The sequence below is a fragment of the Curtobacterium sp. BRB10 genome (assembly GCF_031844325.1).
GTDB lineage: Bacteria > Actinomycetota > Actinomycetes > Actinomycetales > Microbacteriaceae > Curtobacterium > Curtobacterium poinsettiae_A.
Genome location: NZ_JAUZVA010000009.1, coordinates 17,537 through 39,714 on the forward strand (window position 1 = coordinate 17,537; position 22,178 = coordinate 39,714).

19 protein-coding genes are annotated in these 22,178 nt (G+C 70.3%); 9 read left to right on the forward strand and 10 right to left on the reverse strand.

The genetic code is table 11. The features are described from left to right. The first annotated feature begins 178 nt into the window (after positions 1–178). The 3 genes from Q9R26_RS16785 to opgC are packed head-to-tail and all read left to right on the forward strand — an operon-like array spanning position 179 to position 5,144. Positions 179–2,251, forward strand: a complete 2,073-nt coding sequence (locus tag Q9R26_RS16785; RefSeq protein ID WP_259580543.1) for a glycosyltransferase — start codon at positions 179–181, stop codon at positions 2,249–2,251. Next, positions 2,248–2,658: an ATP-binding protein gene (locus Q9R26_RS16790; protein ID WP_182066444.1), complete on the forward strand. Its 411-nt coding sequence runs from the start codon at positions 2,248–2,250 to the stop codon at positions 2,656–2,658. Before Q9R26_RS16785 ends, Q9R26_RS16790 begins: the two co-directional genes overlap by 4 nt. Then, on the forward strand, positions 2,655–5,144 hold the full coding sequence (gene opgC, locus Q9R26_RS16795; protein WP_311227964.1) for an OpgC domain-containing protein: 2,490 nt from the start codon (positions 2,655–2,657) through the stop codon (positions 5,142–5,144). Before Q9R26_RS16790 ends, opgC begins: the two co-directional genes overlap by 4 nt. 65 nt (positions 5,145–5,209) lie before the next feature. Here opgC and Q9R26_RS16800 read toward each other — a convergent pair whose 3' ends face one another. The 8 genes from Q9R26_RS16800 to Q9R26_RS16835 form a co-directional block, all read right to left on the reverse strand. Continuing rightward, the gene (locus tag Q9R26_RS16800) at positions 5,210–6,091 is read right to left on the reverse strand and encodes a hypothetical protein (protein ID WP_311227965.1); all 882 of its coding nucleotides are present in this window, start codon (positions 6,089–6,091) and stop codon (positions 5,210–5,212) included. Positions 6,092–6,222: 131 nt separating this feature from the next. Beyond that, the gene (locus Q9R26_RS16805; RefSeq protein ID WP_182066447.1) at positions 6,223–6,846 is read right to left on the reverse strand and encodes a response regulator transcription factor; all 624 of its coding nucleotides are present in this window, start codon (positions 6,844–6,846) and stop codon (positions 6,223–6,225) included. Next, positions 6,843–8,216, reverse strand: a complete 1,374-nt coding sequence (locus Q9R26_RS16810; RefSeq protein WP_182066448.1) for an ATP-binding protein — start codon at positions 8,214–8,216, stop codon at positions 6,843–6,845. The genes Q9R26_RS16805 and Q9R26_RS16810 overlap by 4 nt, the downstream gene beginning before the upstream one ends. 181 nt (positions 8,217–8,397) lie before the next feature. Beyond that, positions 8,398–9,501: a Gfo/Idh/MocA family oxidoreductase gene (locus Q9R26_RS16815; protein WP_311227966.1), complete on the reverse strand. Its 1,104-nt coding sequence runs from the start codon at positions 9,499–9,501 to the stop codon at positions 8,398–8,400. Further along, a complete protein-coding gene (locus Q9R26_RS16820) occupies positions 9,498–10,331 on the reverse strand; it encodes a ThuA domain-containing protein (protein ID WP_311227967.1) in 834 nt (277 codons plus the stop codon). The genes Q9R26_RS16815 and Q9R26_RS16820 overlap by 4 nt, the downstream gene beginning before the upstream one ends. Positions 10,332–10,363: 32 nt before the next feature. Continuing rightward, positions 10,364–11,251 carry a carbohydrate ABC transporter permease gene (locus tag Q9R26_RS16825; RefSeq protein WP_396136840.1) on the reverse strand — a complete coding sequence of 296 codons (888 nt, stop codon included), beginning with the start codon at positions 11,249–11,251 and terminating at the stop codon, positions 10,364–10,366. Further along, positions 11,244–12,209 (reverse strand): carbohydrate ABC transporter permease, encoded by a 966-nt coding sequence (locus Q9R26_RS16830; protein ID WP_111033625.1) that lies wholly within the window; start codon positions 12,207–12,209, stop codon positions 11,244–11,246. Before Q9R26_RS16830 ends, Q9R26_RS16825 begins: the two co-directional genes overlap by 8 nt. A 2-nt stretch (positions 12,210–12,211) precedes the next feature. Further along, a complete protein-coding gene (locus Q9R26_RS16835; protein ID WP_182066453.1) occupies positions 12,212–13,447 on the reverse strand; it encodes an ABC transporter substrate-binding protein in 1,236 nt (411 codons plus the stop codon). 201 nt (positions 13,448–13,648) lie between these two features. Here Q9R26_RS16835 and Q9R26_RS16840 point away from each other — a divergent pair, with 201 nt between their 5' ends. The 4 genes from Q9R26_RS16840 (at position 13,649) to Q9R26_RS16855 (ending at position 18,030) form a co-directional block, all read left to right on the forward strand. Beyond that, positions 13,649–14,665 (forward strand): LacI family DNA-binding transcriptional regulator, encoded by a 1,017-nt coding sequence (locus Q9R26_RS16840; protein WP_259362898.1) that lies wholly within the window; start codon positions 13,649–13,651, stop codon positions 14,663–14,665. Between the two features lie 232 nt (positions 14,666–14,897). Then, positions 14,898–16,217 carry an ABC transporter substrate-binding protein gene (locus Q9R26_RS16845; RefSeq protein WP_311227968.1) on the forward strand — a complete coding sequence of 440 codons (1,320 nt, stop codon included), beginning with the start codon at positions 14,898–14,900 and terminating at the stop codon, positions 16,215–16,217. Continuing rightward, a complete protein-coding gene (locus tag Q9R26_RS16850; RefSeq protein ID WP_182066455.1) occupies positions 16,214–17,182 on the forward strand; it encodes a carbohydrate ABC transporter permease in 969 nt (322 codons plus the stop codon). Before Q9R26_RS16845 ends, Q9R26_RS16850 begins: the two co-directional genes overlap by 4 nt. Further along, a complete protein-coding gene (locus Q9R26_RS16855; RefSeq protein ID WP_247737520.1) occupies positions 17,182–18,030 on the forward strand; it encodes a carbohydrate ABC transporter permease in 849 nt (282 codons plus the stop codon). The genes Q9R26_RS16850 and Q9R26_RS16855 overlap by 1 nt, the downstream gene beginning before the upstream one ends. 95 nt (positions 18,031–18,125) lie before the next feature. On the opposite strand, the gene Q9R26_RS16860 is transcribed toward Q9R26_RS16855, so the two are convergent. Continuing rightward, positions 18,126–18,572 carry a MarR family winged helix-turn-helix transcriptional regulator gene (locus Q9R26_RS16860; protein WP_182066456.1) on the reverse strand — a complete coding sequence of 149 codons (447 nt, stop codon included), beginning with the start codon at positions 18,570–18,572 and terminating at the stop codon, positions 18,126–18,128. 109 nt (positions 18,573–18,681) lie between these two features. Here Q9R26_RS16860 and Q9R26_RS16865 point away from each other — a divergent pair, with 109 nt between their 5' ends. Then, positions 18,682–19,677: a helix-turn-helix domain-containing protein gene (locus tag Q9R26_RS16865; protein ID WP_311227969.1), complete on the forward strand. Its 996-nt coding sequence runs from the start codon at positions 18,682–18,684 to the stop codon at positions 19,675–19,677. 13 nt (positions 19,678–19,690) lie between these two features. Here Q9R26_RS16865 and Q9R26_RS16870 read toward each other — a convergent pair whose 3' ends face one another. Next, a complete protein-coding gene (locus Q9R26_RS16870; protein ID WP_182066458.1) occupies positions 19,691–20,734 on the reverse strand; it encodes a LacI family DNA-binding transcriptional regulator in 1,044 nt (347 codons plus the stop codon). Between the two features lie 146 nt (positions 20,735–20,880). Here Q9R26_RS16870 and Q9R26_RS16875 point away from each other — a divergent pair, with 146 nt between their 5' ends. Then, the gene (locus Q9R26_RS16875; RefSeq protein WP_182066459.1) at positions 20,881–22,176 is read left to right on the forward strand and encodes an ABC transporter substrate-binding protein; all 1,296 of its coding nucleotides are present in this window, start codon (positions 20,881–20,883) and stop codon (positions 22,174–22,176) included. Positions 22,177–22,178: the final 2 nt, after the last annotated feature.

Below are 22,178 nucleotides of genomic sequence, written 5' to 3' on the forward strand. Positions count from 1 at the left end.
TCCCCAGATCGGGTGCGCAGCCTGACAGAGTCGCCGCCGGTGCGGTAGACAGGTCGTCACGCCGAGGTCGTGCCCGAGGACCGGAGCGGACGACCGGCACGGTGGCCCCTGGGCCAGCTGCCGGACGCAACCACACCCGGGCGTGCGCAGCGGCCGGGGCCCGCGCGGATCAGGAGGCATGCTTGCGACGCAGCACGTGCGGCGGCACCACGAACGGGGCGACCCGGTGACCGCGCTCGACGTCAGCCGACAGGACCGCCGCCGGCTCACCACCGGCACCGCCCGCCGACGCCTGGTGACCGTGCGCACGGTGGCGCTCCTGGCGTCCCTCGCCGGTGTCAACTACATCGTGTGGCGCTGGGCGGCCTCGGTGAACTGGCACTCGTGGTGGATCGCGGTGCCGCTGATCCTCGCCGAGACCTACAGCGTCATCGACTCCCTGCTCTTCGCCCTCGGGGCCTGGCGGCTCCGGGAGCGCGGCGAACCACCGGCGAAACCGTCCACCGACGTCACCGTGGACGTCTTCATCACCACCTACAACGAGCCGATCGATCTGGTCGAGCGCACCGCCAAGGCGGCCAAGGCGATCACCCACCCGCACACCACCTGGATCCTCGACGACGGCAACCGCCCCGAGATGCGTGCAGCGGCCGAGGCGCTCGGCATCGGCGTCATCACGCGCGGCGCCGACTGGGTCGACCGGCCCCGGCACGCCAAGGCCGGCAACCTCAACAACGCCCTGCTCGCGACCCAGGGCGAGTTCCTGCTGATCCTCGACGCCGACCAGGTGCCGGACCCGGCGATCCTCGACCGCACGCTCGGTTACTTCAAGGACCCGAGGATGGCGCTCGTGCAGACCCCGCAGTGGTTCGAGAACGTGCCGGAGTCGGATCCCCTCGGCAGCCAGGCACCGCTGTTCTACGGCCCGATCCAGCAGTCGAAGGACGGCTGGAACGCCGCGTTCTTCTGCGGGTCGAACGCGATCCTGCGTCGCGAAGCGCTCATGCAGCTCGGCATCTCGCGCTACGTGGCCGAGGTCGAGGCGTCCGTGCAGCGCACCCTCGCGACGTCCCGCAAGCTCCTCGCCCGTTCCAGGGAGACCGAGACCGACCCGCGCGTGCTCGCCGCGCTGGACGACGCCGAGCTCGTCGTCGACCAGGCTCGCGAGCAGGTGCGCGCCGGTGAACCCCTCGGGGACGTGACGTACGCGTTCCAGCGCGGGATCGACGCCATCGCGTTCCGGTTCGCCGCCGCCGACCTCGAGTCGGTGCGGAACGACCTGCAGGAGCTCGCGGCGATGTCCACCGACGCGAACACCTTCGCCGGTCTCGACGACGCCGCGCTCGACGTGCTCGGCCGGCGTGAGGCCTCGCCGGTCGCCGCCATCGAGTCGATCGCCGTGCTCGCCCGTGCCCTCGACGTCAACCGCGACGACGAGGCGCAGCCGATCATGCCGCTGGCGACGATCTCGGTGACCGAGGACATGGCCACGGCGATGCGCCTGCACGGCCTCGGCTGGAAGTCGGCGTACCACGACGAGATCCTCGCGAAGGGCCTGGCCCCCGAGGACCTGCCGACGATGCTCGTGCAGCGGCTCCGTTGGGCGCAGGGCACCATGCAGGTGTTCTTCCGCGAGAACCCTCTGGTGCAGAAGGGGCTGTCGTGGGGGCAGCGGCTCATGTACTTCTCGACGATGTGGAGCTACCTGTCGGGGTTCGCCGCGATCGTCTACATCGCCGCCCCGGTGCTCTGCCTGTCGTTCGGGGTCGTCCCCGTGCAGGCCTACAGCGTCGACTTCTTCGCCCGGCTCATCCCGTTCCTGGTCCTGAACCAGCTGCTGTTCTGGGTGGTGGCCGCCGGCAGACCGACCTGGCGCGGTCAGCAGTACTCGCTCGCGCTGTTCCCCGTGTGGATCGAGTCGGTGACCAGCGCCTTCGAGAACGTCTTCCGCGGCAAGCCGCTCGGGTTCCGTGTCACCCCGAAGGTGCGGGACGAGACCGAGCAGAAGCCGCGGTGGGACCTGGTCAAGCCCCAGCTCTACGCGATGGGCGCCCTGGTCGCTGCCCTGGTCATGATCGGCATCCGTTACCTGACCGGCCAGGCCGAGGGGATCGCGCCGCTCGTGAACACCGCGTGGGTCGTCTTCGACCTGTTCATCTTCAGCATCGTGATCCGGGCCGTCCGGTACCGCGGACCGGCCACGCCAGCCCAGTCCGAACACGAGTCGAGCACCGCCGGAGGGCCACTGTGAGCACCGTCACCACGTTCGAGGTCGCGGCCGTGCCCGAGTCGCTCGACGTCGTCCAGGACCGCTTCGCCGCGTGGTGGGACGGCCTGGGCATCGACGACGTGCGGATCCGTTTCGCGCTCGAGACCGCGCTCGCCGAGGTCGCCGCGAACATCGTCGAGCACACCGTGCGCACCGACCGGCAGACCGGTCGCCGCTACACGGTGCGGCTCGAGGCGACCGACCGCGAACTGACGGCGGTCCTCACCGACAACGGACTCCCCGTCGACATCGACCTGAGCGCCGTCACCATGGCCGACGTCGAGCAGGAGAGCGGCCGGGGCCTCGCGCTCGCCATCGCTGCGCTCGACCGGTTGGAGCACCGGCACGAGCCCGGCCACAACGTCTGGACCCTTGCGTGCGAGCGGTGAAGAAGCCCGTGGCCCGCGCGGTCGCCCTCCTCGTCACGTTCGCCACACTCCTGCTCGGTGGTGCGCTGCCGGCGTCGGCTGCGTCCGTGCACCCGGCGGCCGCCGTGCAGCCGGCCGAGGGGTCGACGTGGTTCGGCCCCGACCTCGACTGGGCGAGCGACTCGCCCGAGGGGTACGCGGGGCGGCTCGGCGCGACGCCGTCGATGTACGGGGTGTCCGTCGACTACCCGCTCGACCGCACGGCGAAGCAGGAGCTCCTCCGCTCGGCGCGTGCGGCGGCGACCCAGGGTGCGGTGCTCGTGGTGAGCCTCGAACCCGATCGTGCACTCGGGTCGCTCGACACCGCGGACACCCGTGCCGTCAACACCGTGTTCGAGGACCTGCACGACCAGTACGACACCCAGGTGCTCGTGCGGTTCGCACCGCAGATGAACGGCACGTGGGTCCGCTGGGGCCAGCAGCCCACGGAGTTCGTCCGGGTGTTCCGGGCGCTCTCCACGACCGTGCACGCGGGCACGTCGGACGCGCTCATGGTCTGGTCGCCGGGGTACGGCGCCGGCTACCCGTTCGGCGAGTCCGCCGGGCGGCTGCGGAACCTGTCCCCGGTCGACATCGCGAAGGCGGACACGAACGGCGACGGACAGCTCACCGGCGCCGACGACCCGTACGGGCCGTACTGGCCGGGGGCCGAGGCCGTCGACTGGGTCGGGCTCTCGATGTTCTCGTACGGCAAGGGCGACCCGACCGAGGCCGCCGGTCGCGCCGTGCCGCTCACCCGCAGCGGTGAGGTCGAGTCGCGGTTCGACGAGGACTGGGGCTACGACCAGCCGCAGTCGGACACGTTCTACGACCGGTTCGCGGTGGCCGACGACCGTCCGATGCTGCTCGACACCGGTGCCCTGTACAACCGTGAGCTGCAGGGCGACGCCGAGCTCCAGGTCAAGCGGAGCTGGTGGCGGCAGGTGCTCGCCGCCGTGCAGGAGCGTCCGCTGATCCGGGGCATGACCGTGCTCGAGGCGGAGCGACGCGAGCCCGAGGCCGGCAACCGCGTGGCCGACTGGCGACTCACCGCGGACCCGGCCGTCGCGGAGTCCTTCCGCGCCGACCTCGAGCGGTCCGGCGACTTCGCCTTCGGCCCGGTCACCGACCGCGTGACCGTGCAGCAGGGCAACGCCGCGATCTCGCAGGAGTACGAGACCGGCGGCGACCAGATGGCGTGGATCGTCTGGCTGGCCGCCGGGCTGGCGATCGTGTTCCTGCTGAGCGGGGTGTTCGGGCGGCTCCTGCCGAGCTGGCGCTACCCCGACGACGGCAAGCCCGGCCGTGACCTGCGGCTCGACCTGTTCCGCGGGTTCATCATCCTCGCCGTGGTGATCACCCACATCGAGATCGGCGGGCCGTACTCGTACCTCACACTGCACGCCGTCGGGGCGATCACCGGCGCCGAGATGTTCGTGTTCCTGTCCGGCATGGTCCTCGGCATGACGTACCCGTTCGCCGTGAAGAAGTTCGGCGAGTGGGCGGCGGCCATCGGGGCGTGGAAGCGCGCGCGCAAGCAGTACGTCGTCACGCTCGTGGTGATCCTGGTGGTCTTCGCGCTGAGCTTCGTCCCGTTCCTGAACACCGACGCCATCACCACGTTCACCGACCGCGGGACGGGTACCGGCGGCGTCGAGGCCGAGGGCCGGGTCTACGACCTGTACCCGAACGCGATGCAGCTGCTCGCCTACCCGCCGCCCTGGTACGCGATCCGCCAGTTCCTGCTGCTCGAGATGGGGCCGTGGCCGTTCAACATCATGGGCCTGTTCGTGGTGCTGAGCCTGTTCATCCCGGTGTTCATCTGGGTGATCCGCCGCGGGTTCTGGTGGGCGCTCCTCGCCGCCAGCTGGGCGCTGTACGTGTTCCAGGCGCTCCACCCCGACTTCCGTCCGCTGAACTCGCAGTTCGAAGCGGTCTTCCCCCTGCTCACCTGGCAGGTCGTGTTCACCCACGGGCTCGTGCTCGGCTACTACCGACGGCAGATCGTCGGTGCGCTCACCGGGCGCCTCGGCAAGGTCCTGGTCGGCATCGCCGTCGGCGGGTACGCGGCGTTCCTGGTCTACGTCTGGGCGGGCGACCACTACGGGTTCACCCCGGTGCCGTTCCCGGCGGAGATGTACGAGTCGCTGTACAACACGGCGTACCAGCGGGTGGACCTGCAGTGGGGCCGCCTGGTGGACATCGCGTTCTTCGCGATCGTGTCCTACGCGATCCTCACCGTGTTCTGGAAGCCCATCGCCGCCGCCATCGGCTGGCTCTGGATCCCGCTCGGGCAGGCGAGCCTGTACGTCTTCGTCTGGCAGGTGTTCTTCGCCCTGGCGATCGCGTCGATCCCCGGTGTGCCGTGGGGCGACTTCTGGATCGGGTTCGTGGTGCACACGGCGCTGATCCTGCTGGCCTGGTACATGGTCCGCAAGAAGTTCCTGTTCTCGGTCATCCCGCGCTGATCGTGCGCACGGACGGACAGGAGGCCCGTGGCGGTGTCGCCACGGGCCTCCTGTCCGTCATGCGCTCACACGGTCCGCGTGACCGTCAGCGGCGTCGGGTCCACCGGGTCCGGCGGGACCGGGAGCGACCCGCGGATCTGGTTCTGCGCCTGGCAGTCGCTGGTGCAGTTCGTCGCACCCTGCGACAGTTCGACGGCGTCCTCGCCGAGCACCCCGCCCAGACGTCCGCCGGGCTGGACCGTCCACGTGGTGGTGGTCGTGGTCTGCGAGGTCTTCGTGGCGACCTGCGGGCTGTCCTTGCCGAGGAGCATCTGGTGGGCACCGCTGCCCGACGACACCGCGGCCGTGCCGTCGCCGAAGTTGATCTTGCCGGTGTACGGGTTCGTGAAGTAGAACAGTCCCGCCCCGAGGGTGTGGGTGAAGGTCACCGGTCCCGCGAACTCCGTCTCCATCTGGAAGACGCCGCCCTGGGCGCCGTCCTTCGCCTGGATCTTGAGCTTCCCGGCACCCGTCGAGAAGATCGCGACGAGGGTGTCGTCCTTGACCTCGAGCGACGACAGCTTCGTGCTGGCGAGCTGCGCGGCAGTGAGGGACGGGACCTTCGACGCGAACACCACGGTCGGCTTCGTCACCATCCGCTGGGTGTCGGCAGCGCCGGTCAGCGTGTAGTCGTACACGCCGAGGTCGGCGATCCGGATGTCGAAGCCGTTGTGCTTGCCCCGTACCGCGATCGTGCCGGAGACCGTGGTGTCGCGCACCTTGAGTTCCTTGCCCTGAGCGGGGTTCGCCGTGACGCCGTTCACGGTGACGGCGTAGTCGCCACCGGTCGAGGTCTTGCCTGACGCGTTCGCGGGGGAGACCCCGACGAGGGCAGCGGCGGCGACGGTGCCGAGGGCGATCGCGGCGACGATGCCGCTGCCGATCCTGCGTGAGCGCTGGGTGTGCATGGGTTCCTCCTGGTGGGCCTGTCTGGCCGGTACGACCATCGTCGCCGCCGGCCCGACTCCGCACCATCGGACCTTGGTACTAGTACCAGTCAGCAGTGCCCGTTCAGCAGTGCCGGTTCAGCAGTGCCCGTTCACCACCCGTGGTCGCGCGCCCACAGTGCCGCGCTCGTGCGGTCCGCGACGCCGATGCGCCGGAACAGCGAGCCGACGTGCACCTTCACGGTCCGCTCCGCGATGCCGAGCTCCGCGCCGATCTGCCGGTTCGACATGCCTCGGGCGATCCGGACGAGCACGTCCCGTTCACGGGGTGGGAGCTCCGGATCCCGGTCCACCGCGGCTCCGGCGGCTGCTCCGGGCAAGAGCGCCCGGGCCACCCGGGGGTCGATCGGCGTCTCGTCGCGCGCTGCGGCACGGACCGCCGCGACCACGTCGTCGGGCGCGGCGTCCTTGAGCAGGTAGCCCGTCGCGCCGGCCGCCAACGCGGCCCGCACCCGGTGGTCGTCCGAGAACGTCGTGACGACGAGGACCCGGACCGACGGCAGGAGCGCCCGCACCTGCCGGGTCGCCTCCACACCGCCCGCACCGGGCATCGACAGGTCCATCACGACGACGTCGGGCTGGAGCGTCGGCACGAGCGACACCGCTGCTTCGCCGGTGGCTGCCTCGCCGACGACCTCGCAGTCGTCCGTCGTCCCGAGCACCGCGCGCAGCCCGCTCCGGACCAGCGCGTGGTCGTCGACCAGCAGGACCCTCAACGCAGGGCCTCCGCGTCGACGGGGACCTCGAGGTCCCAGGTGGTGCCGGCACCCGGCGCGGTCCGGAGCAGCAGGGACCCGCCGGTGTCCTCGGCGACCTCGCGCAGCAGGGTGGTGCCGAGGTGTCCGGTGCGGCCGCCCTCGACGACCACGGCGGGGTCGAAGCCCGCCCCGTCGTCGTGCACGACCACCCGGACCGAGCCGCCGGCCTGCGTCACCGTGACGTCCACCCGGGTCGCTTCGGCGTGCTTGACGACGTTCCAGACGGCCTCACGGACGAAGCGCACGACCGCGAGCAGCGCGGCGGAGGACGCTTCGACGACGTCCGGCACCCGCACGGTGGTCGCGAGCCCCGCAGCACGCGCGCGGGCACAGACGTCGTCGAGGGCGGCGCCGAGTCCCTCGGGCGTCGGAGCCGCTGGCCGGATCGTCGCCATCGAGGTCCGCAGCGACGACACCGCACCCCGGAGCACCGTGGCGGCGTCGCGCGTGGCGGGATCGGCACCGAGGGACAGCGCGAGTCCGGCGACGTCCTGCACCGGTCCGTCGTGCAGTTCGGCGGCCATCCGTCGGCGTTCCGCGGCCTCGGCGTCGAGTGCGCGACCGAGCAGCCGCTCCCGCAGGCGCTGCCCGGAACGGATCCGCAGCAGCAACCCGAGCAGCAGCGGCACCAGGAGCGCGAGCACCACGGCCACCGTGCCGAACGCCAGGACGGCGAACGACCGCCGCAGGTCCGCGGCGCGCGCGAGCACCTGGTCGTACGGCTGGTACGCCTCGAACAGCAGCGCCTCGCCGGACGGCGTGTGCACCGCCTGGTACGCCTCGAGCAGCGGCCCGTGCCCGCGCTCGTAGCGGTTCTCCGGCTCGGTCAGGTCCGACACCTCGGCGTCGGAGCGGTCCGACTCCAGCGCCTCCAGGTCCTCGTCGGACAGCGGGAAGCGCTCGCCGACCAGTCGACGTTCGTCCGACCAGAGCACCGTGCCGTCGGCCGCCCAGAGCTTCATCCGGACGGCCGATCCGGCGCGCAGCTCACCGGCCACCGCGTCGTCCAGGCGCGTCCGTGCGGCAGCCCGGTCGACGGCCGGCCGCAACGGGTCGGCGACCGCGTCGAGCAGTGCGGGTTCGACCACGACGCGTGCGAGCGCCGCGGTGTCGCTGGTCGCGTCACGGACGGCGAACGACTCCGCGATGCGCTGCGCCACCAGGGTGCCGGCGGTCGCGACCGCGGCGCCGCCGACGACCGCGGCGAGCACGACGCCGACCAGGACGAGTCGCCAGGGCGTCCGGCCGGTCCGCCGGCGCGGGTCTGCCGCGACGAGCACGACCGGCTCCGCCGCCGTGTCACTGTCCGACGACCGTTGTCCGTGCACCCGGACACCGTAACCGGCGGCGTCCCAACCGGGCGCGCCCGGGGCCCGGATCGCCGCAGAACGCAGGCCTGGAGGCCCGTGGCGGTGTCGCCACGGGCCTCCAGGCCTGCTCGGGGTGCGTCGTACCGCACATGGTGAGCAGGAACGGTCGGGTCGCGGTGCGCGACCCGACCGTTCCTGCTCACGAAGCGGGGAGCCGCTCGCGCAGGGCGCCGCGGACCGACTCCCACCCGGCCAGGCGGTCGCGGATCGCGACGTCCTGCTCGGCGGTCAGCGCGTCCCGGTGCGCCTGTTCGAGCACCTCGTCGATGACGACGCGGCGGCCGCTGCGGGCCGAGGTGATGGCCGCGTCGACCATGGTCAGGCTCATCACGTTGCCGTGCACCTCGCCGTCCGGCGCCTCCCCCGAGCGGACCGCCCGGACGAAGGACGCCAGCGAACCGGCGATCTCGTGCCCGACCGACGGCGCCGCTGCCGGGGACCCCGGTGTGCCGTCGAGGTCGCTCGACGGGTCGTGGTCGCCGTCCCAGAGCGCCGTACCGGCCGCTCCGGAGGCACGCCAGTCGCCGTTCCACGAGGTCTCGGCACCTGGCGCGCACCACGAACCGTCGTAGACGTAGCGGACGTCGTCCTCGAACGTGAAGACGGCTGCGGCCGCCGCATCGCCCCGGTACCAGGACCACGAGGGGTTCCACGATTCGCAGTACACCGACACCGGGTCGCGTTCGAGCACGTACCGGGCGGAGTCGAAGGCGTGGATGGCCATGTCGAGCAGCAGGACGTCGTCCATCTCCTCGCGGAAACCACCGAAGTGCGGGGCCTTCGCGAACCGGGTGCTCAGCCCACCCACGGCGCCGAGGTCGCGGACGTGCTGCCGGAACGCGACGAGCTGGTCGTTGTAGCGACGGGACTGCGACACCATGAACAGCTTGCCGGTGGCCTCGGCGGCGGCGGCGAGTGACAGCGCCTCGGCGACGGTCTGTGCGGCCGGTTTCTCGCCGAGCACGGGGAGCCCGGCTCGGAGCGCCTGCAGGGTGACCGGGTGGTGCGCGACCGGCACGGTGATGTCGAGGACGGCCTCGGCACCGGTCTCGGCGGCCAACACCGTCAGGTCCGTGCCGACCGGGATCGACGGGTCGCCGGCGAGCTCGGCCCCGGCGCGGGCGGCGTCGAGGTCGAGGTCGACGATGCCGACCAGCTCGACCTCGGGGTCGGCGGCGACGGTGGCGAGCCAGGCCCGCCCCATCCCGCCGGCGCCGACCTGCAGGACGCGGAGGGGGCTCACGCCTGCGCCCCGTCGCGCTCGGCCGCCGGCTGGCTGGCCGTCGGTTCGGCGGGCTCGGGCTCGGCGTCGTCGAACGGACCGCGGTAGTGCTGCCCGTCGAAGTACTCGCCCAGGTCGTAGCGGCGGAGCGTCGGGATCTCCCGTTCGCGCTCGGGCCGGGCCCACTCGGCGCCGTTCGCGATCACGCGGCGGACGTCCGGGTGGTGGTACACGGGGAAGTCCTGGTCACCGGGGGAGAAGTAGAAGATCTTCCCGAGGCCGCGGCGGTACGTCATGCCGCTCCGGAACACCTCGCCGCCCGTGAAGCCCGAGATGAACACCAGCTCGTCGGGCGTCGGGACGTCGAAGTACTCGCCGTACATCTCCTGCTCCGGGATGACGATCGGGTTCGGCACCCCGCGGGTGATCGGGTGCTGCGGGTTGACGGTCCAGACGAGTTCCTGGTCGTGCTCGCTGCGCCAACGGAGGGTGCAGGTGGTGCCCATCAGCTTGCCGAAGATCTTCGACCAGTGGCCGGAGTGCAGGACGAGCAGCCCCATGCCGGAGAGCACGTGCCGGTGCACCCGGTCGACCACGGCGTCGTCGACGTCCTGGTGCGCTGCGTGCCCCCACCAGGTGAGGACGTCGGTGTTCGCGAGGACCTCGTCGGTGAGGCCGTGCTCGGGCTCCTGCATGGTGGCGGTCCGGACGACGGCCTGGGGCAGGTGCTCGCGGATGCCGTCCGCGATCGCGCCGTGCATGCCGTCGGGGTACCGCTCGGCGACGTGCTGCTCGACCTGTTCGTGGACGTTCTCGCCCCAGACGGTGATGCGGAGCGGGGTGGTGGTCATGGTGTGTGCCTTTCGGGGGTGGTGGGACCCGGTCACTTGACTGCGCCGCCGGTGGCCCCGGCGGCGATGAACTTCTGCGCCACGAGCAGCAGCACGATGGCGGGGATCGAGGCCATCACCGCGGCGGCCATGACGGTCGACCAGTCGGCGGTGAAGGTGCCGATGTAGTTGTAGATGCCGAGCGTGATCGGCCGGACGTCCTCGGTGGTGGTGAGGGTCAGGGCGAACAGGAAGTCGCTCCAGGTGAACAGGAACGTGAACAGTCCGGCGGTGATCAGGGCGTTGACACTGATGGGCACGACGACCGAACGGAAGGCCCGGAAGTTGCCGGCACCGTCGACCTTCGCGGCCTCGATGATCGACGGCGGGATGTTCTGCATGAACGCCCGCATGATCAGGATCGCGAAGGGCACGCCGGCGGTGCTGTCGGCCAGGATCAGCCCCGGCACGGTGTTGAGCAGACCGAGGTCGTTGTACGCCGCGTACAGGGCGTTCGCGACGACGATGCCGGGGATCATCTGCGAGATGAGGATGCCGAACAGCACCGCGTTGATGCCCTTGACCTTGAACTGGGCGAGCGCGTAGGACGCCGGCGTCGCGATGAGCAGGCTGACGACGACACTGCCCAGGGCGATCCCCAGGCTCGTGACCAGGGCGCCGCCCTGGTCGGCGATCGCCTGCGCGTAACCGCCGAGCTGCGCGTTGATCGGGAACCAGGCGGCCTCGATCGCGGAACCGGCCGGCTGCAGCGAGATGTTGATCATCCAGTAGACGGGGAACAGCATCACGGCGAGGATCAGGATCCCGACGCCGGACAGCACCCACTGCTTCGCGCTCGTGGGACGGACGGGTCGCCGGGTGCCGCGGGTGACCACCGCGCGGGTCCGGAGGAGGTCGTTGGTCGGCGCTGCGTCAGTCATCGACGGCCTTCCTGTTGAGGCGGAGGTAGACGATCGCGAACAGGGCGGAGATCACGATGAGGATGTTGCTCAGCGCGGCGCCCTGACCGAAGTCGAACTGCTTGAACGACAGGTCGTAGGACTGGGTCGCGATGGTCTGGGTGGCGTTCGCCGGACCGCCGTTCGTCAACCCGAGGATGATGTCGAGCACCTTGATCGTGTAGACGACGCCGAGCACGAGCGTGACGCTCACGACCGGTCGCAGCATCGGCCAGGTGATCGCCCAGAAGGCCTTCCACCCGGTCGCGCCGTCGAGTGCCGCTGCCTCGTACAGCTCGGTGGGGATGTCCTGCAGACCGCCGTACAGGATCGTGGTGTTGAAGGGGATCCCGATCCAGATGTTCACCGCGATGACGGTGATGAGCGCCACGGCGGGGCTCGTCAGCCACGGGACCGACGGGATGCCGAAGGTGCCGAGGAACTGGTTGACGACGCCCGAGTCCTGGTCGAGCATCCACTTCCAGACCGCGCTCGAGACGATGAGCGGCAGCAGCCAGGGCAGCAGGAGCAGCGAGCGCAGGAGGCCGGACAGCGGGAAGTTCCGGCGGAAGAACAGGGCGAGCAGCAGGCCGAGGACGAACTGGCCGACGATCGACCCGATCGTGAACAGCGCCGTGTTGAGCATCGCCGTGCCGAACAGCTGTGACGAGACGACCGAGGCGTAGTTCGCCAGGCCGACCCACGGAGCCTCGCCCGTGTAGAACGTCGACGTCGTGTACGCCTGGAAGCTCATGACGATGTTCTTGACCACCGGGTAGCCGAAGAACAGCAGCAGGAACAGGACGGCCGGCAGCAGGAACAGCAGCTGCGCGATCCGTTCGAAGCGCAGCGAGCGGCCCGGGCGGGGCCGCCGGGACGGAGCGGGTGCTCCGTCCCCGGCGGCCCGCCGTGGGGCGACGGGGGTCGCGGTGCTCGTCATGCTCAGTTGCTCGACTGCGCGTTCTGCAGGGCGTCGGCCGGCGAGTCCTGCCCGGTGAGCGCCGACTGCACGGCCGTGTAGATCTTCGTCGCGGCCTTGGGCCAGTCCGCACCGAGCTCGCCCGTGCGGGCGCGGGCATCGGCGACGAGGTCGACGAACACCTGCTCCTCGGGGACGTCCTTGCCGAACTGCTGCGCGACGTCGGTCTTCGAGGGGATCGTGTACCGCAGCTTCGCCATCGCGAGCTGGTTCGCGTCGCTGTTCATGCAGTCCACGATCTTCGCCGCGACGGCCTGCTTCGCCTTGTCACCGGTGTTCGGGACGGTCCAGACCTCGCCACCGAGCGGGGCCACGGCCTTGTCGCTGGCCGACTGCACGGGGATCTGGGCGATCCCGTAGTCGACCTTCGACTCCTTCAGGCCGGGGATCTGCCACGGGCCGTTGATCATCATCGCGGCCTTGCCGGCCATGAACTGGTCGTTCACGTCGGCCTGGGTCCAGTTCACGACGCTCTTCGACATCGAGCCGTCGTCGACCAGGCCCTTCCAGAGCGACAGTGCTTCCTCGGTCTCCGGGGTCGCGATGTCCTTCTCGTCGCCGCCGTTCGACCACATGAACGGCAGGAACTGCCAGGTGCCCTCGTAGGTGGCGTTGGCGTCGACGGCGAATCCGTACTGGTCGCCCTTCGTCAGCTTCGCCGCGGCGGACTGCAGCTCGTCCCACGTCTTCGGCGGGGTGACACCTGCCTCGGACAGCACCTTCTTGTTGTAGAAGAGGGCGATGGTGTTCACGGTGGGGGCGAGGCCGTACACCTTGTCCTCGTAGGTGCCGGCCTGCAGCACGCCCTTTGCGTACCCGTCGGTCGAGATGTCGTAGTCGGACAGCGGCGACAGCGCCCCGGTCTCGGCGATCTGCTGCAGGTCCGGGTTGTCGAGCATCAGGACGTCCGGCAGGGTCTTCGACGACGCCTGCTGCAGGACCTTCTGGATGAGCGACGAGCCGGGCACCAGACTGCGCTTGATGGTGACGTCGTTCTCGGCCCCGCACTTGTCGAGGTACTCGCCGATGACCTTCTTGTCGTTGCCCTGGTTGTAGTAGTCGAGCACGGTGATGGAGTCCACCTTGCCGCCGGAGCTCGCGGACGAGCCACCGGAACAACCGGCGAGGACGAGGGGGACGGCCGCCAGCATGGCGACCGCGCTGAGGACCTGAGGCGTCCTGCGGTGTCGAGGCTTCATTGCTTCGCTCTTCTCTGGATGGTTGCCGGACACGAGTCGAACGTGTCGCTCGTGGATCGGGGACGACCGGACCAGAATCGCTCCGTCGCGTCCCGAGTGGGGTCGAAGCTAGCATCGAAGCGGTTAGATGGTAAAGCGCTTAGACGAACTTTTTCGGGCACCGCCCCCGCTACAGTGAGCGGGACAGGGTGAGGGGGCGGCATGGCGACGATGCAGCAGGTCGCCGACCGAGCGGGCGTCTCGATCGCGACGGTGTCCTTCGTCGTGAACGGCAACAAGCGCGTGTCCGCCGACACCCGTGCCCGGGTCACGGCGGCGATGCGCGAGCTGGGCTACCGGAACAACGTGGTCGCCCGGGCGCTGGCATCGCGCCGCACCCGGATCCTCGCGCTCGTGTTCCCGGTGCTCGAGCACCGACTCGGCCAGACCGCGCTGCAGTTCTTCACGAGTGCCGCGAGCCGCGCCTCGGAGCTCGGGTACCACCTGGTGCTCTGGCCGGCGGTGACGACGGCGGACGACGTGCAGGACCTCATCTCGGGCGGTCTCGCCGACGGGGTCGTGGTGATGGAGGTCACGATGCACGACCCCCGGATCGCCCGGCTGGCCGAGCTCGAGGTCCCGTTCGTCGCGATCGGCCGCACCGCCGACCCCTCGGGCATCTCGTACGTCGACATCGACTTCGAGCGCACCGTCGAGGATGCCCTCGACCACCTCACCGGGCTCGGGCACCGTCGGATCGGGCTCGTGGTCGAGGACCTCGACGGCACCACCATGGCCGACTACGGGCCGAAGGTCCGCTCCGAGGCGGCGTTCCACGCCGGCATCGAGCGCCGCGGCCTGATCGGCACCGTGGTCGCCGCCGGTGCCTCCGCCGAGGGCGGGCGCCGTGCGGCGGCAGACCTGCTCGTGCGCGACCCCGACGTCACGGCCGCGATCATCATGAAGGACGACTCGAACTTCGGGCTCGTCAGCGGGTTGCGGGCCGGCGGGCGCCGGGTCCCCGCGGACGTCTCCGTCATCGCGATCGTGTCCTCCGACGGCGCCGGCGCCGCGACCGAACCGGTCCTCACGACGCTGAACGCCCCCGGCCCGGAGCTCGGCCGCCTGGCGGTCGAGTCGCTGGTCGATCGCCTGGAGGGCGGCAGCACCGAGCGCACGCACACGCTCATCCCGTGCGCTCTGCACCTGGCCGACTCGACGGCCCCCGCCCCCGCCTGACCCCCTGCCGGCCTGGAGGCACGGGGCGGCCCCGCCACGCGCCTCCCGGCCGACGGATGGTGAGCCGAGTCTCGGCTGGCCGGACGGGATGCGCCGTCGTGTCCCCGTGGAATGTCCGCGGACCCGAGACTCGGCTCCGCTCCTCGCCGCCGGCACCGCCTGGCGGACAGACCAGGCTCCGCCTGATTGTGTGGACGTACAGGTTCGCAGCACCACACGTCGAGGAGGACGGATGGCAATCGACCGGAGGACGTTCATGCTCGGGGGAGCGGGGGTGCTGCTGCTCGCCGGCTGCTCCACCCGACCCGAGCGCACGCGGGTCGAGGACTGGCCCACCGAACCGCCCGATGGCGAGGCGACGATCAGCTGGTGGGCCGGTCAGGTCGCCTCGAAGGACGGCGGTGACCTGCGGCGCCGGCTCATCGCGGAGTTCCAGAAGGAGCACCCGAACATCCGCGTCCGGATCGTCAGTGCCCCGAGCGACACCGACACGAACCGCACCAGCCTGACGACCCAGATCGCGGCCGGCAGCAGCACGCCGGACGTCTACCTCGGTGACGTCGCCTGGCCCGGGCAGTTCGCGAAGAACAAGCTCGCGACCCCCGTGAACCAGCTCGTCGGCGAGGACTTCTTCGACCAGTTCCCCGAGGGCCTGCGGCTGGCGGCGAGCGTCGACGGCACGTACTACATGTTCCCGCTCTACATCGACGAGTCGTTCTTCCTGTACCGGAAGGACCTGCTCGCGAAGCACTCCCTGCAGGTGCCGGGGTCGTGGGAGGAAGTGCGCGAGACCGCCGCGAAGCTCGTCGACACCGGCGACGTGTCGTACGGGTTCGCGTTCCAGGGCGACGTGTACGAGGGGCTGACCTGCAACGTCACCGAGTTCGTCGCCGACGCGGGCGGGTCGCTGCTCAACGACGACCTCACGAAGCCCGAGACCACGAGTTCCGAGACCAAGCGCGCGTTCGAGTTCATGCGGTCGCTGGTCACGTCCGGAGCGTCTCCACGGGCCACCCTGACGTACCAGGAGCAGGACACCAACGACGCCTTCTCCGGCGGCCGTGCGGCCTTCCTCCGCAACTGGTCGTACGCCTGGGGGATCGCGAACGGCCCGGACAGCCAGGTCGCCGGCAAGGTGGGTCTCGCCGCCCGGCCGACGTTCGACGGCATGGACGAGCACCACTCGACGATCGGGGGGTGGGGGAACTACATCAACCCGCACACCCAGGAACCCGCGGCGGCGCTCACCTTCGCGCGCTGGATGTCGAGCGAGCCCGCGCAGCAGTTCCTGACCCGCGAGGGCGGGGTCCTGCCGGCTCGGTCTGCGAGCCTCGTCAGTGCGGACGCGAAGCGGCAGGAGCGCCCGACCTACGACACGGCAGCGGGCATCACGCTCGTGCCCCGCCCGACCTCGACGGCCTACTACCCGAAGGTCTCGCAGGGCGTCTACCAGAACGGCAACAGCATCCTCGGCGGGCAGGCGTCCGTCGACGGCGGCACCAGCGCGATGGCCTCCGCCATCTCGCTCGCCCTGCAGGGAGCGGCGCTGTGAGCGCCGGCACGGCGACACGACCGGCACGGCCTGGAGGCACGGGTCGCGTCGATCCGCCGCCCCGGCCGACGGGGCGGTCGCGTCTCGACCGCATCCGCGCGCGGGGCGCGTGGGGCTTCGCAGCCCCGGCGCTCCTGGTGGTCGCCGCCGTGACGATCTTCCCGGTCGTGTACTCGGTCGTCCTGAGCTTCGCGGACGTCGAGGTCGGCTACGAGGGCTTCACGATCCAGTCGTTCGGGTTCGACAACTACGCGGCCCTGCTGCAGAGCGCCGACTGGTACCGGGCGCTCGGCTTCACGGTGCTCTACACGGTGGTGACGGTGTCGGTCGAGCTCGTGCTCGGCATGCTCGTCGCGCTGGTGCTCGAGCGGCTCGGGGCCACCCGCGGCTGGATGCTCGCGCTCATGCTCGTCCCGTGGTCCCTCGTCACCATCGTCAACGCGCAGCTGTGGAAGTACATCTACGACAGCACCTACGGCGTCGCGACGTGGTTCTTCGGCTTGTTCGGGGACGCCCCGGTGATCCTCGGCGAACCGGTGCCCGCGATCACCGGGCTCATGGTCGCGGACATCTGGAAGACGACGCCGTTCGTCGCGATCATCCTGCTGGCCGGGCTCGTGCAGATCTCCGAGGACCACTACGAGGCCGCCGAGCTCGACGGCGCGAGCACCTGGCAGACGTTCTGGCGCGTCGTGCTGCCGCAGCTCACCCCGACCCTGACGATCGCGGTGCTGTTCCGCATCCTGCAGGCGTTCGGTGTGTTCGACCTGCCGTTCGTGCTGACGAACGGCGGACCGGGAACCGCCACCCAGTCGCTCGCGATCATGGGCTACAAGGTGCTCTTCCAGGACATCAACATCGGACCGGGCGCGGCGATCGCGACCTCCACCGCGGTCATCGTCGCGGCCGGGTGTCTGCTGTTCCTCCGGGCGTTCCGGAACCAGGCGAAGGGAGGGGACGACTGATGCCCCGTCAACGTGTGCGCAAGGGATGGCGCAAGTGGGTCAACACCGTCAACGTCAGCGGTGTCGTCATCGCGGTGCTCACCGCACTGCCGCTCTACTGGCTCGTCACGACGTCGCTCAAGCCGGCGTCCGAGATCGGGCAGTCGCCGCCCACCGTCTGGCCGCGGTCGTTCACCTTCGACAACTTCGTGGTGGCCTTCCGCGACAACGCGCTCGGTCAGTACATGGTGAACAGCGTCATCGTGTCGGTGTCGACCACGGTGATCGTGCTCGCGCTGGCGTTCCTCGCCGGGTACGCCCTGGCCGGCCGGTTCATCAGGGGGCGCACGGCGATCATGACCTCGCTGCTCATGCTGTCGGTGTTCCCGGCGATCGCGGTGCTGACGCCGCTGTACCTGCTCGAGCGCAACCTGGGGCTGCTCAACTCGTACCCGGGCCTGATCGTGCCGTACGTGGCGTTCAACCTGCCGTTCGCCATCTGGATCATGCGGAACTACCTGCAGGGGATCCCGTCGACGATCGAGGAGGCGTCCGAGATCGACGGCGCCGGCGCGTGGCGGACCGTGCTGTCGGTGATCCTGCCCATGGCGAAGCCGGGCCTGTTCACGGTCGGCGTCTTCACCTTCACGGCCTCGTGGAGCGAGTTCCTGATGGCGCTGACCTTCAACAGCGAGAACTCGTTCCGGACGATCCCGGTCGGCATCGCGCTCTTCGGGACGCAGTTCACGGTGCCGTTCGCGCAGATCTTCGCCGCGAGCGTCGCTGCGACGGTGCCGATCGTCATCCTGGTGCTCGTGTTCCGTCGCTCGATCGTGTCCGGTCTGACCTCCGGCGCAGTGAAGGGATGACGGGTGTCGGGCACGCGGAGATACGTAGGGATCTTACCTAGCTGCGCATGCTGGACATTCGTCCGGGCGTCGTCCTGACCGCCCGTACCCTGCCGTCAGGGGCTCGGTGCGCCGAGGTCGACGGCTGCGACGATGCGGTCGATGATCCGCACGAACCTGGCCCGCTCCCGTTCTGAGAAGGAGGCCATCAGGTCGTGCAGGTGCTTGTTCGTGCCGTCCATCGCGCGCGCGTAGTCGCGGCGGGCAGCATCGGTCAGCTCGATGTGCCGGCTCCGGCCGTCATCCGGGTTCGGGACACGACTGAGGTGTCCGCTGTGCTCGAGGCGGTCCACCATCCCGGTGACCGCCGGGCCGGTGAGCCCCAGGTGCTTCGACAGGTCCTTCACGCGAACCGTCCGGCCCGCTTCCTCGGCGCGCGAGACGAACTGCAGCAGCGTCAGGTCGCCGCCGGAGACGCCGAGCTCGTCGCGCAGGCGCCCGCGCAGTTCGGACACCGCGGCCTCGAGCCGGGTCAGGGCCGCGTCCAGGTCGAGATCGCTCACGACAACGCCCCCTCTGCACGGGTCTCGTCCGCATCACGATACGCCGCAGTCACCGACCCAGCGTATCCACATAACGCGGGGCGTGGAACGGCGCAGGTGACGACGACGGATGCGCGGCACCGTGGCTGACCGCTTCCCGACCCCGGTGTCCGCTCTCCGCGCCGGTGAACCGGTCCGTTTCGAGGTCTCCGGCGGGGACCCCGACTCGGCTGAGCGCGACCTCGCTGCCGTCCACGGCGCCGATCGGTGGTTCGTCCGGCGCATCGACGACGAGTTCTCGTACCGGTACACGGCCGTCGGGGACTCCGACGTGAGCATCCGGCGTTCGCAGCTCCGCGGTGCCGTGCGCGGCTCGGTGCCCGTCGGTGCCGACTACGTGGTGACGTGGATCACCAGCGGGACCGCGCACCTGGACTCGGGGCACGTCCGGATGGAGTTGCACCGGGACGTCCCCGTGCTCCTGCCACCCGAGGACGAATTCGTGTTCACGGCCGAGGACCACGACCAGCGGTTGGTGCACTTCGGGCGGGAGTACGTGCACCGCGTCGCGTTCGAGTACCTGGAGGTCGAGACGACGCCGCTGCGGTTCGACCCGACCCGCATGCCGGAACCGGAGACCGCCGTGCGCTGGCAGGGTGCGCTCGTCGCGCTGTCCCGGGCCCTGCGTGCCGAGGGGCCCGACTCCGACGCCTGGCACGAGGCCAAGTGGTCGGCGGCCACAGCGTTCCTGGACACCTTCCCGCCGCAGGCCGACGACCTGCCCGCGGTGCTCGGCCTGCCCCGGAACGCCCGACTGCGCGCCGCGGTGGAGTACATCCACGCGCACGCCGCCGAGCCCGTCACGGTCCAGGAGCTGTCCGAGGTCGCGGGCCTGAGTGTGCGGTCGGTCCAGGAGTCGTTCCGTCGGGTCTTCGACGTGTCGCCGCTGACGTACCTGCGCGAGGTCCGACTCGACCGGGTGCGCGGCGAACTGCTCGAGCTCGACCCGCAGTCGGGTGTCGTCGGCGACGTCGCCCGACGGTGGGGGTTCGCCCACCTCGGCCGGTTCTCGGCGGCCTACGCTGCGCGGTTCGGCGAGTACCCGAAGCAGACCCTGCGCCGCTGACGACGGCCGGTGCTCAGCGGCCGGACGCCGACCTCGGAGCGGGGCCCGTGCTCGCACGCACGCGCAGGGTCGTGGGGAGCCGGACGTGGTCCGTGGTCGGTTCGCCACGGAGCATGGTCAGGAGCATCTGCACCGCGTGCGACCCGAGCTCGGCGAGCGGCTGGGACACCGTGGTGAGCGGCGGCGTCGTGGTGGACGCCTGCGGCACGTCGTCGAAGCCCACGATCGACAGGTCCTGGGGTACGCGGAGCCCGACCTCGGCAGCCGCGCGCAGCACACCGATCGCCGACGAGTCGTTCGCGGCGAACACCGCGGTGGGGCGGTCGGCGAGGGTCAGGAGCTCGCGGGCGACGGCCGCGGACTGGTCCTCCTGGTAGCCGCCGTCACGCAGCAGGCACTCGTCGACCGTGATGCCCGCGGCCGTGAGGGCCGAGCGGTACCCGGCCGCCCGCAGCTGGGCGGAGGCCAGGTCGGCGCGCCCCTGCAGGTGCGCGATGCGGGTGTGCCCGAGTGCGAGCAGGTGTTCGACGGCCTGCACGGCTCCGGCCTCGTTGTCGGCGTCGACGGTGGCGTGCCCCTCGGGCCCGGTGTGCGGGTCGATCGCCACGACGGGGATCGACGAGCTCGACAGTGCCGTGGTCGGGGTGACGACGATCGCGCCGTCGATCAGGGTGCCGGACAGGCGGGACAGCGATCGGCGCTCCCACCCGGGTCGGTCGGCGCCGGTCATCAGGCCGGCGTAGGCGAGGAGCTCGTAGCCGGTGCCGGTGGCCGCCCGCGAGATACCGCGGAGCAGCTCGGTCGAGAACGGCTCGAACTCGGGCACCAGGATGCCGACGACCCCGGTCCGCGAACTCCGCAGGCTCCGGGCGACCAGCGAGGTCTCGTACCCGAGGTCCTCGACCACCTGCTGCACGCGGAGCATCGTGGCGGGTGCGACCCCGTCGCGCTGGTTGATCACCTTGGAGACCGTCGGGATCGAGACCCCGGCCACCCGCGCCACGTCGCCGATCGTCACCCGGCCGGCACCGGGACGCGCGCCGACTGCCGAGTCCATGTGCACACCGTACCGCTGCGCCACCACGCTCTTGGTAAAGAAAACGTTATCGATATCGATTGACACCGGCCCGGAGCAGCAGGCATGCTCTCCGCAGCGGCAGTCGATGTCGCGCATGTCAACGACGACACTTCAGGAGTTCCACGATGACGAGGAAGATCCGTGCCGCGGCAGCCATCGCGCTGATCGGGGCCACAGCACTGGTGGCCAGTGGGTGCTCGGCGGGCAGCGATGCCTCCGAGGACGGCGGGAAGGTCACGATGACCTTCTGGCACAACTCGACCACCGGACCGGGCAAGGCCTACTGGGCCTCGACGGTCAAGGCGTTCGAGGACAAGTACCCGAACGTCACCATCAAGACCCAGGCGATCCAGAACGAAGACCTGGACGGCAAGCTCCAGACCGCCCTCAACTCCGGCGACGCACCCGACGTCTTCCTGCAGCGCGGCGGCGGCAAGATGGACGCGATGATCGCTGCCGGGCAGCTCATGGACATCTCCGACTCCATCAGCGCCGACGCGAAGAAGTCCATCAGCGCGGGCACGTTCGCCGGGTACGAGAAGGACGGCAAGACCTACGCGATGCCGGGCGCGGTGCTCCCCGAGGGCATCTGGTACTCGAAGGACCTGTTCAAGGAAGCCGGCATCGAGGGCACGCCCACGACGATGGACGAGCTGAACGACGCGATCACGAAGCTCAAGGCCAAGGACATCGACCCGGTCGCCGTCGGCGCGAAGGACGCCTGGCCGGCTGCCCACTGGTACTACAACTTCGCGCTCCGCGAGTGCAGTCAGAAGACGCTCGAGGACGCCGCGAAGTCGCTGAAGTTCGACAACGCCTGCTGGACGAAGGCCGGCGAGCAGCTCGAGGACTTCAACGCCACCAAGCCCTTCAACAACGGCTTCCTGACCACCGCCGCACAGCAGGGTGCCGGCAGCTCCGCCGGTCTCCTCGCCAACCACAAGGCGGCCATGGAGCTCATGGGTGCGTGGGACCCGGGCGTGATCGCGTCGCTGACGCCGGACGCCAAGCCGCTGCCCGACCTCGGCTGGTTCCCGTTCCCCGCGATCGACGGTGGCAAGGGTGACCCGAAGTCGATGATGGGCGGTGTCGACGGCAACTCCTGCTCGGCACAGGCCCCGAAGAAGGCGTGCACCGACTTCCTGAACTTCATCGTGCAGAAGGACAACCAGGAGGCCTACTACAAGGCCTTCAACGCCATCCCGGTCAACAAGGAAGCGCAGTCGGTCGTCGACTCGGACTACCTGAAGTCGGCCCTGGCCGCCTACCAGGAGGCACCGTTCGTCTCGCAGTACCTCGACACCCTGTACGGCCAGAACGTCGGCAACGCGCTGAACACCAGCGTCGTCGACCTGCTCGCCGGCAAGGGTGACGCGAAGGACATCGTCGAGACCACCAACCAGGCTGCGGCCAAGGGCTGAGC

What these genes read in the sequence shown, in the direction of transcription:
- Q9R26_RS16855 (WP_247737520.1), top strand. Translation starts at nt 17,182, where the DNA reads ATGCCCCGTCAACGTGTGCGCAAGGGATGGCGCAAGTGGGTCAACACC.
- Q9R26_RS16830 (WP_111033625.1), bottom strand. Translation starts at nt 12,209, where the DNA reads ATGACGAGCACCGCGACCCCCGTCGCCCCACGGCGGGCCGCCGGGGAC.
- Q9R26_RS16870 (WP_182066458.1), bottom strand. Translation starts at nt 20,734, where the DNA reads ATGGACTCGGCAGTCGGCGCGCGTCCCGGTGCCGGCCGGGTGACGATC.
- Q9R26_RS16875 (WP_182066459.1), top strand. Translation starts at nt 20,881, where the DNA reads ATGACGAGGAAGATCCGTGCCGCGGCAGCCATCGCGCTGATCGGGGCC.
- Q9R26_RS16865 (WP_311227969.1), top strand. Translation starts at nt 18,682, where the DNA reads ATGCGCGGCACCGTGGCTGACCGCTTCCCGACCCCGGTGTCCGCTCTC.
- Q9R26_RS16785 (WP_259580543.1), top strand. Translation starts at nt 179, where the DNA reads ATGCTTGCGACGCAGCACGTGCGGCGGCACCACGAACGGGGCGACCCG.
- Q9R26_RS16820 (WP_311227967.1), bottom strand. Translation starts at nt 10,331, where the DNA reads ATGACCACCACCCCGCTCCGCATCACCGTCTGGGGCGAGAACGTCCAC.
- Q9R26_RS16845 (WP_311227968.1), top strand. Translation starts at nt 14,898, where the DNA reads ATGGCAATCGACCGGAGGACGTTCATGCTCGGGGGAGCGGGGGTGCTG.
- Q9R26_RS16800 (WP_311227965.1), bottom strand. Translation starts at nt 6,091, where the DNA reads ATGCACACCCAGCGCTCACGCAGGATCGGCAGCGGCATCGTCGCCGCG.
- Q9R26_RS16840 (WP_259362898.1), top strand. Translation starts at nt 13,649, where the DNA reads ATGGCGACGATGCAGCAGGTCGCCGACCGAGCGGGCGTCTCGATCGCG.
- Q9R26_RS16835 (WP_182066453.1), bottom strand. Translation starts at nt 13,447, where the DNA reads ATGAAGCCTCGACACCGCAGGACGCCTCAGGTCCTCAGCGCGGTCGCC.
- Q9R26_RS16825 (WP_396136840.1), bottom strand. Translation starts at nt 11,251, where the DNA reads ATGACTGACGCAGCGCCGACCAACGACCTCCTCCGGACCCGCGCGGTG.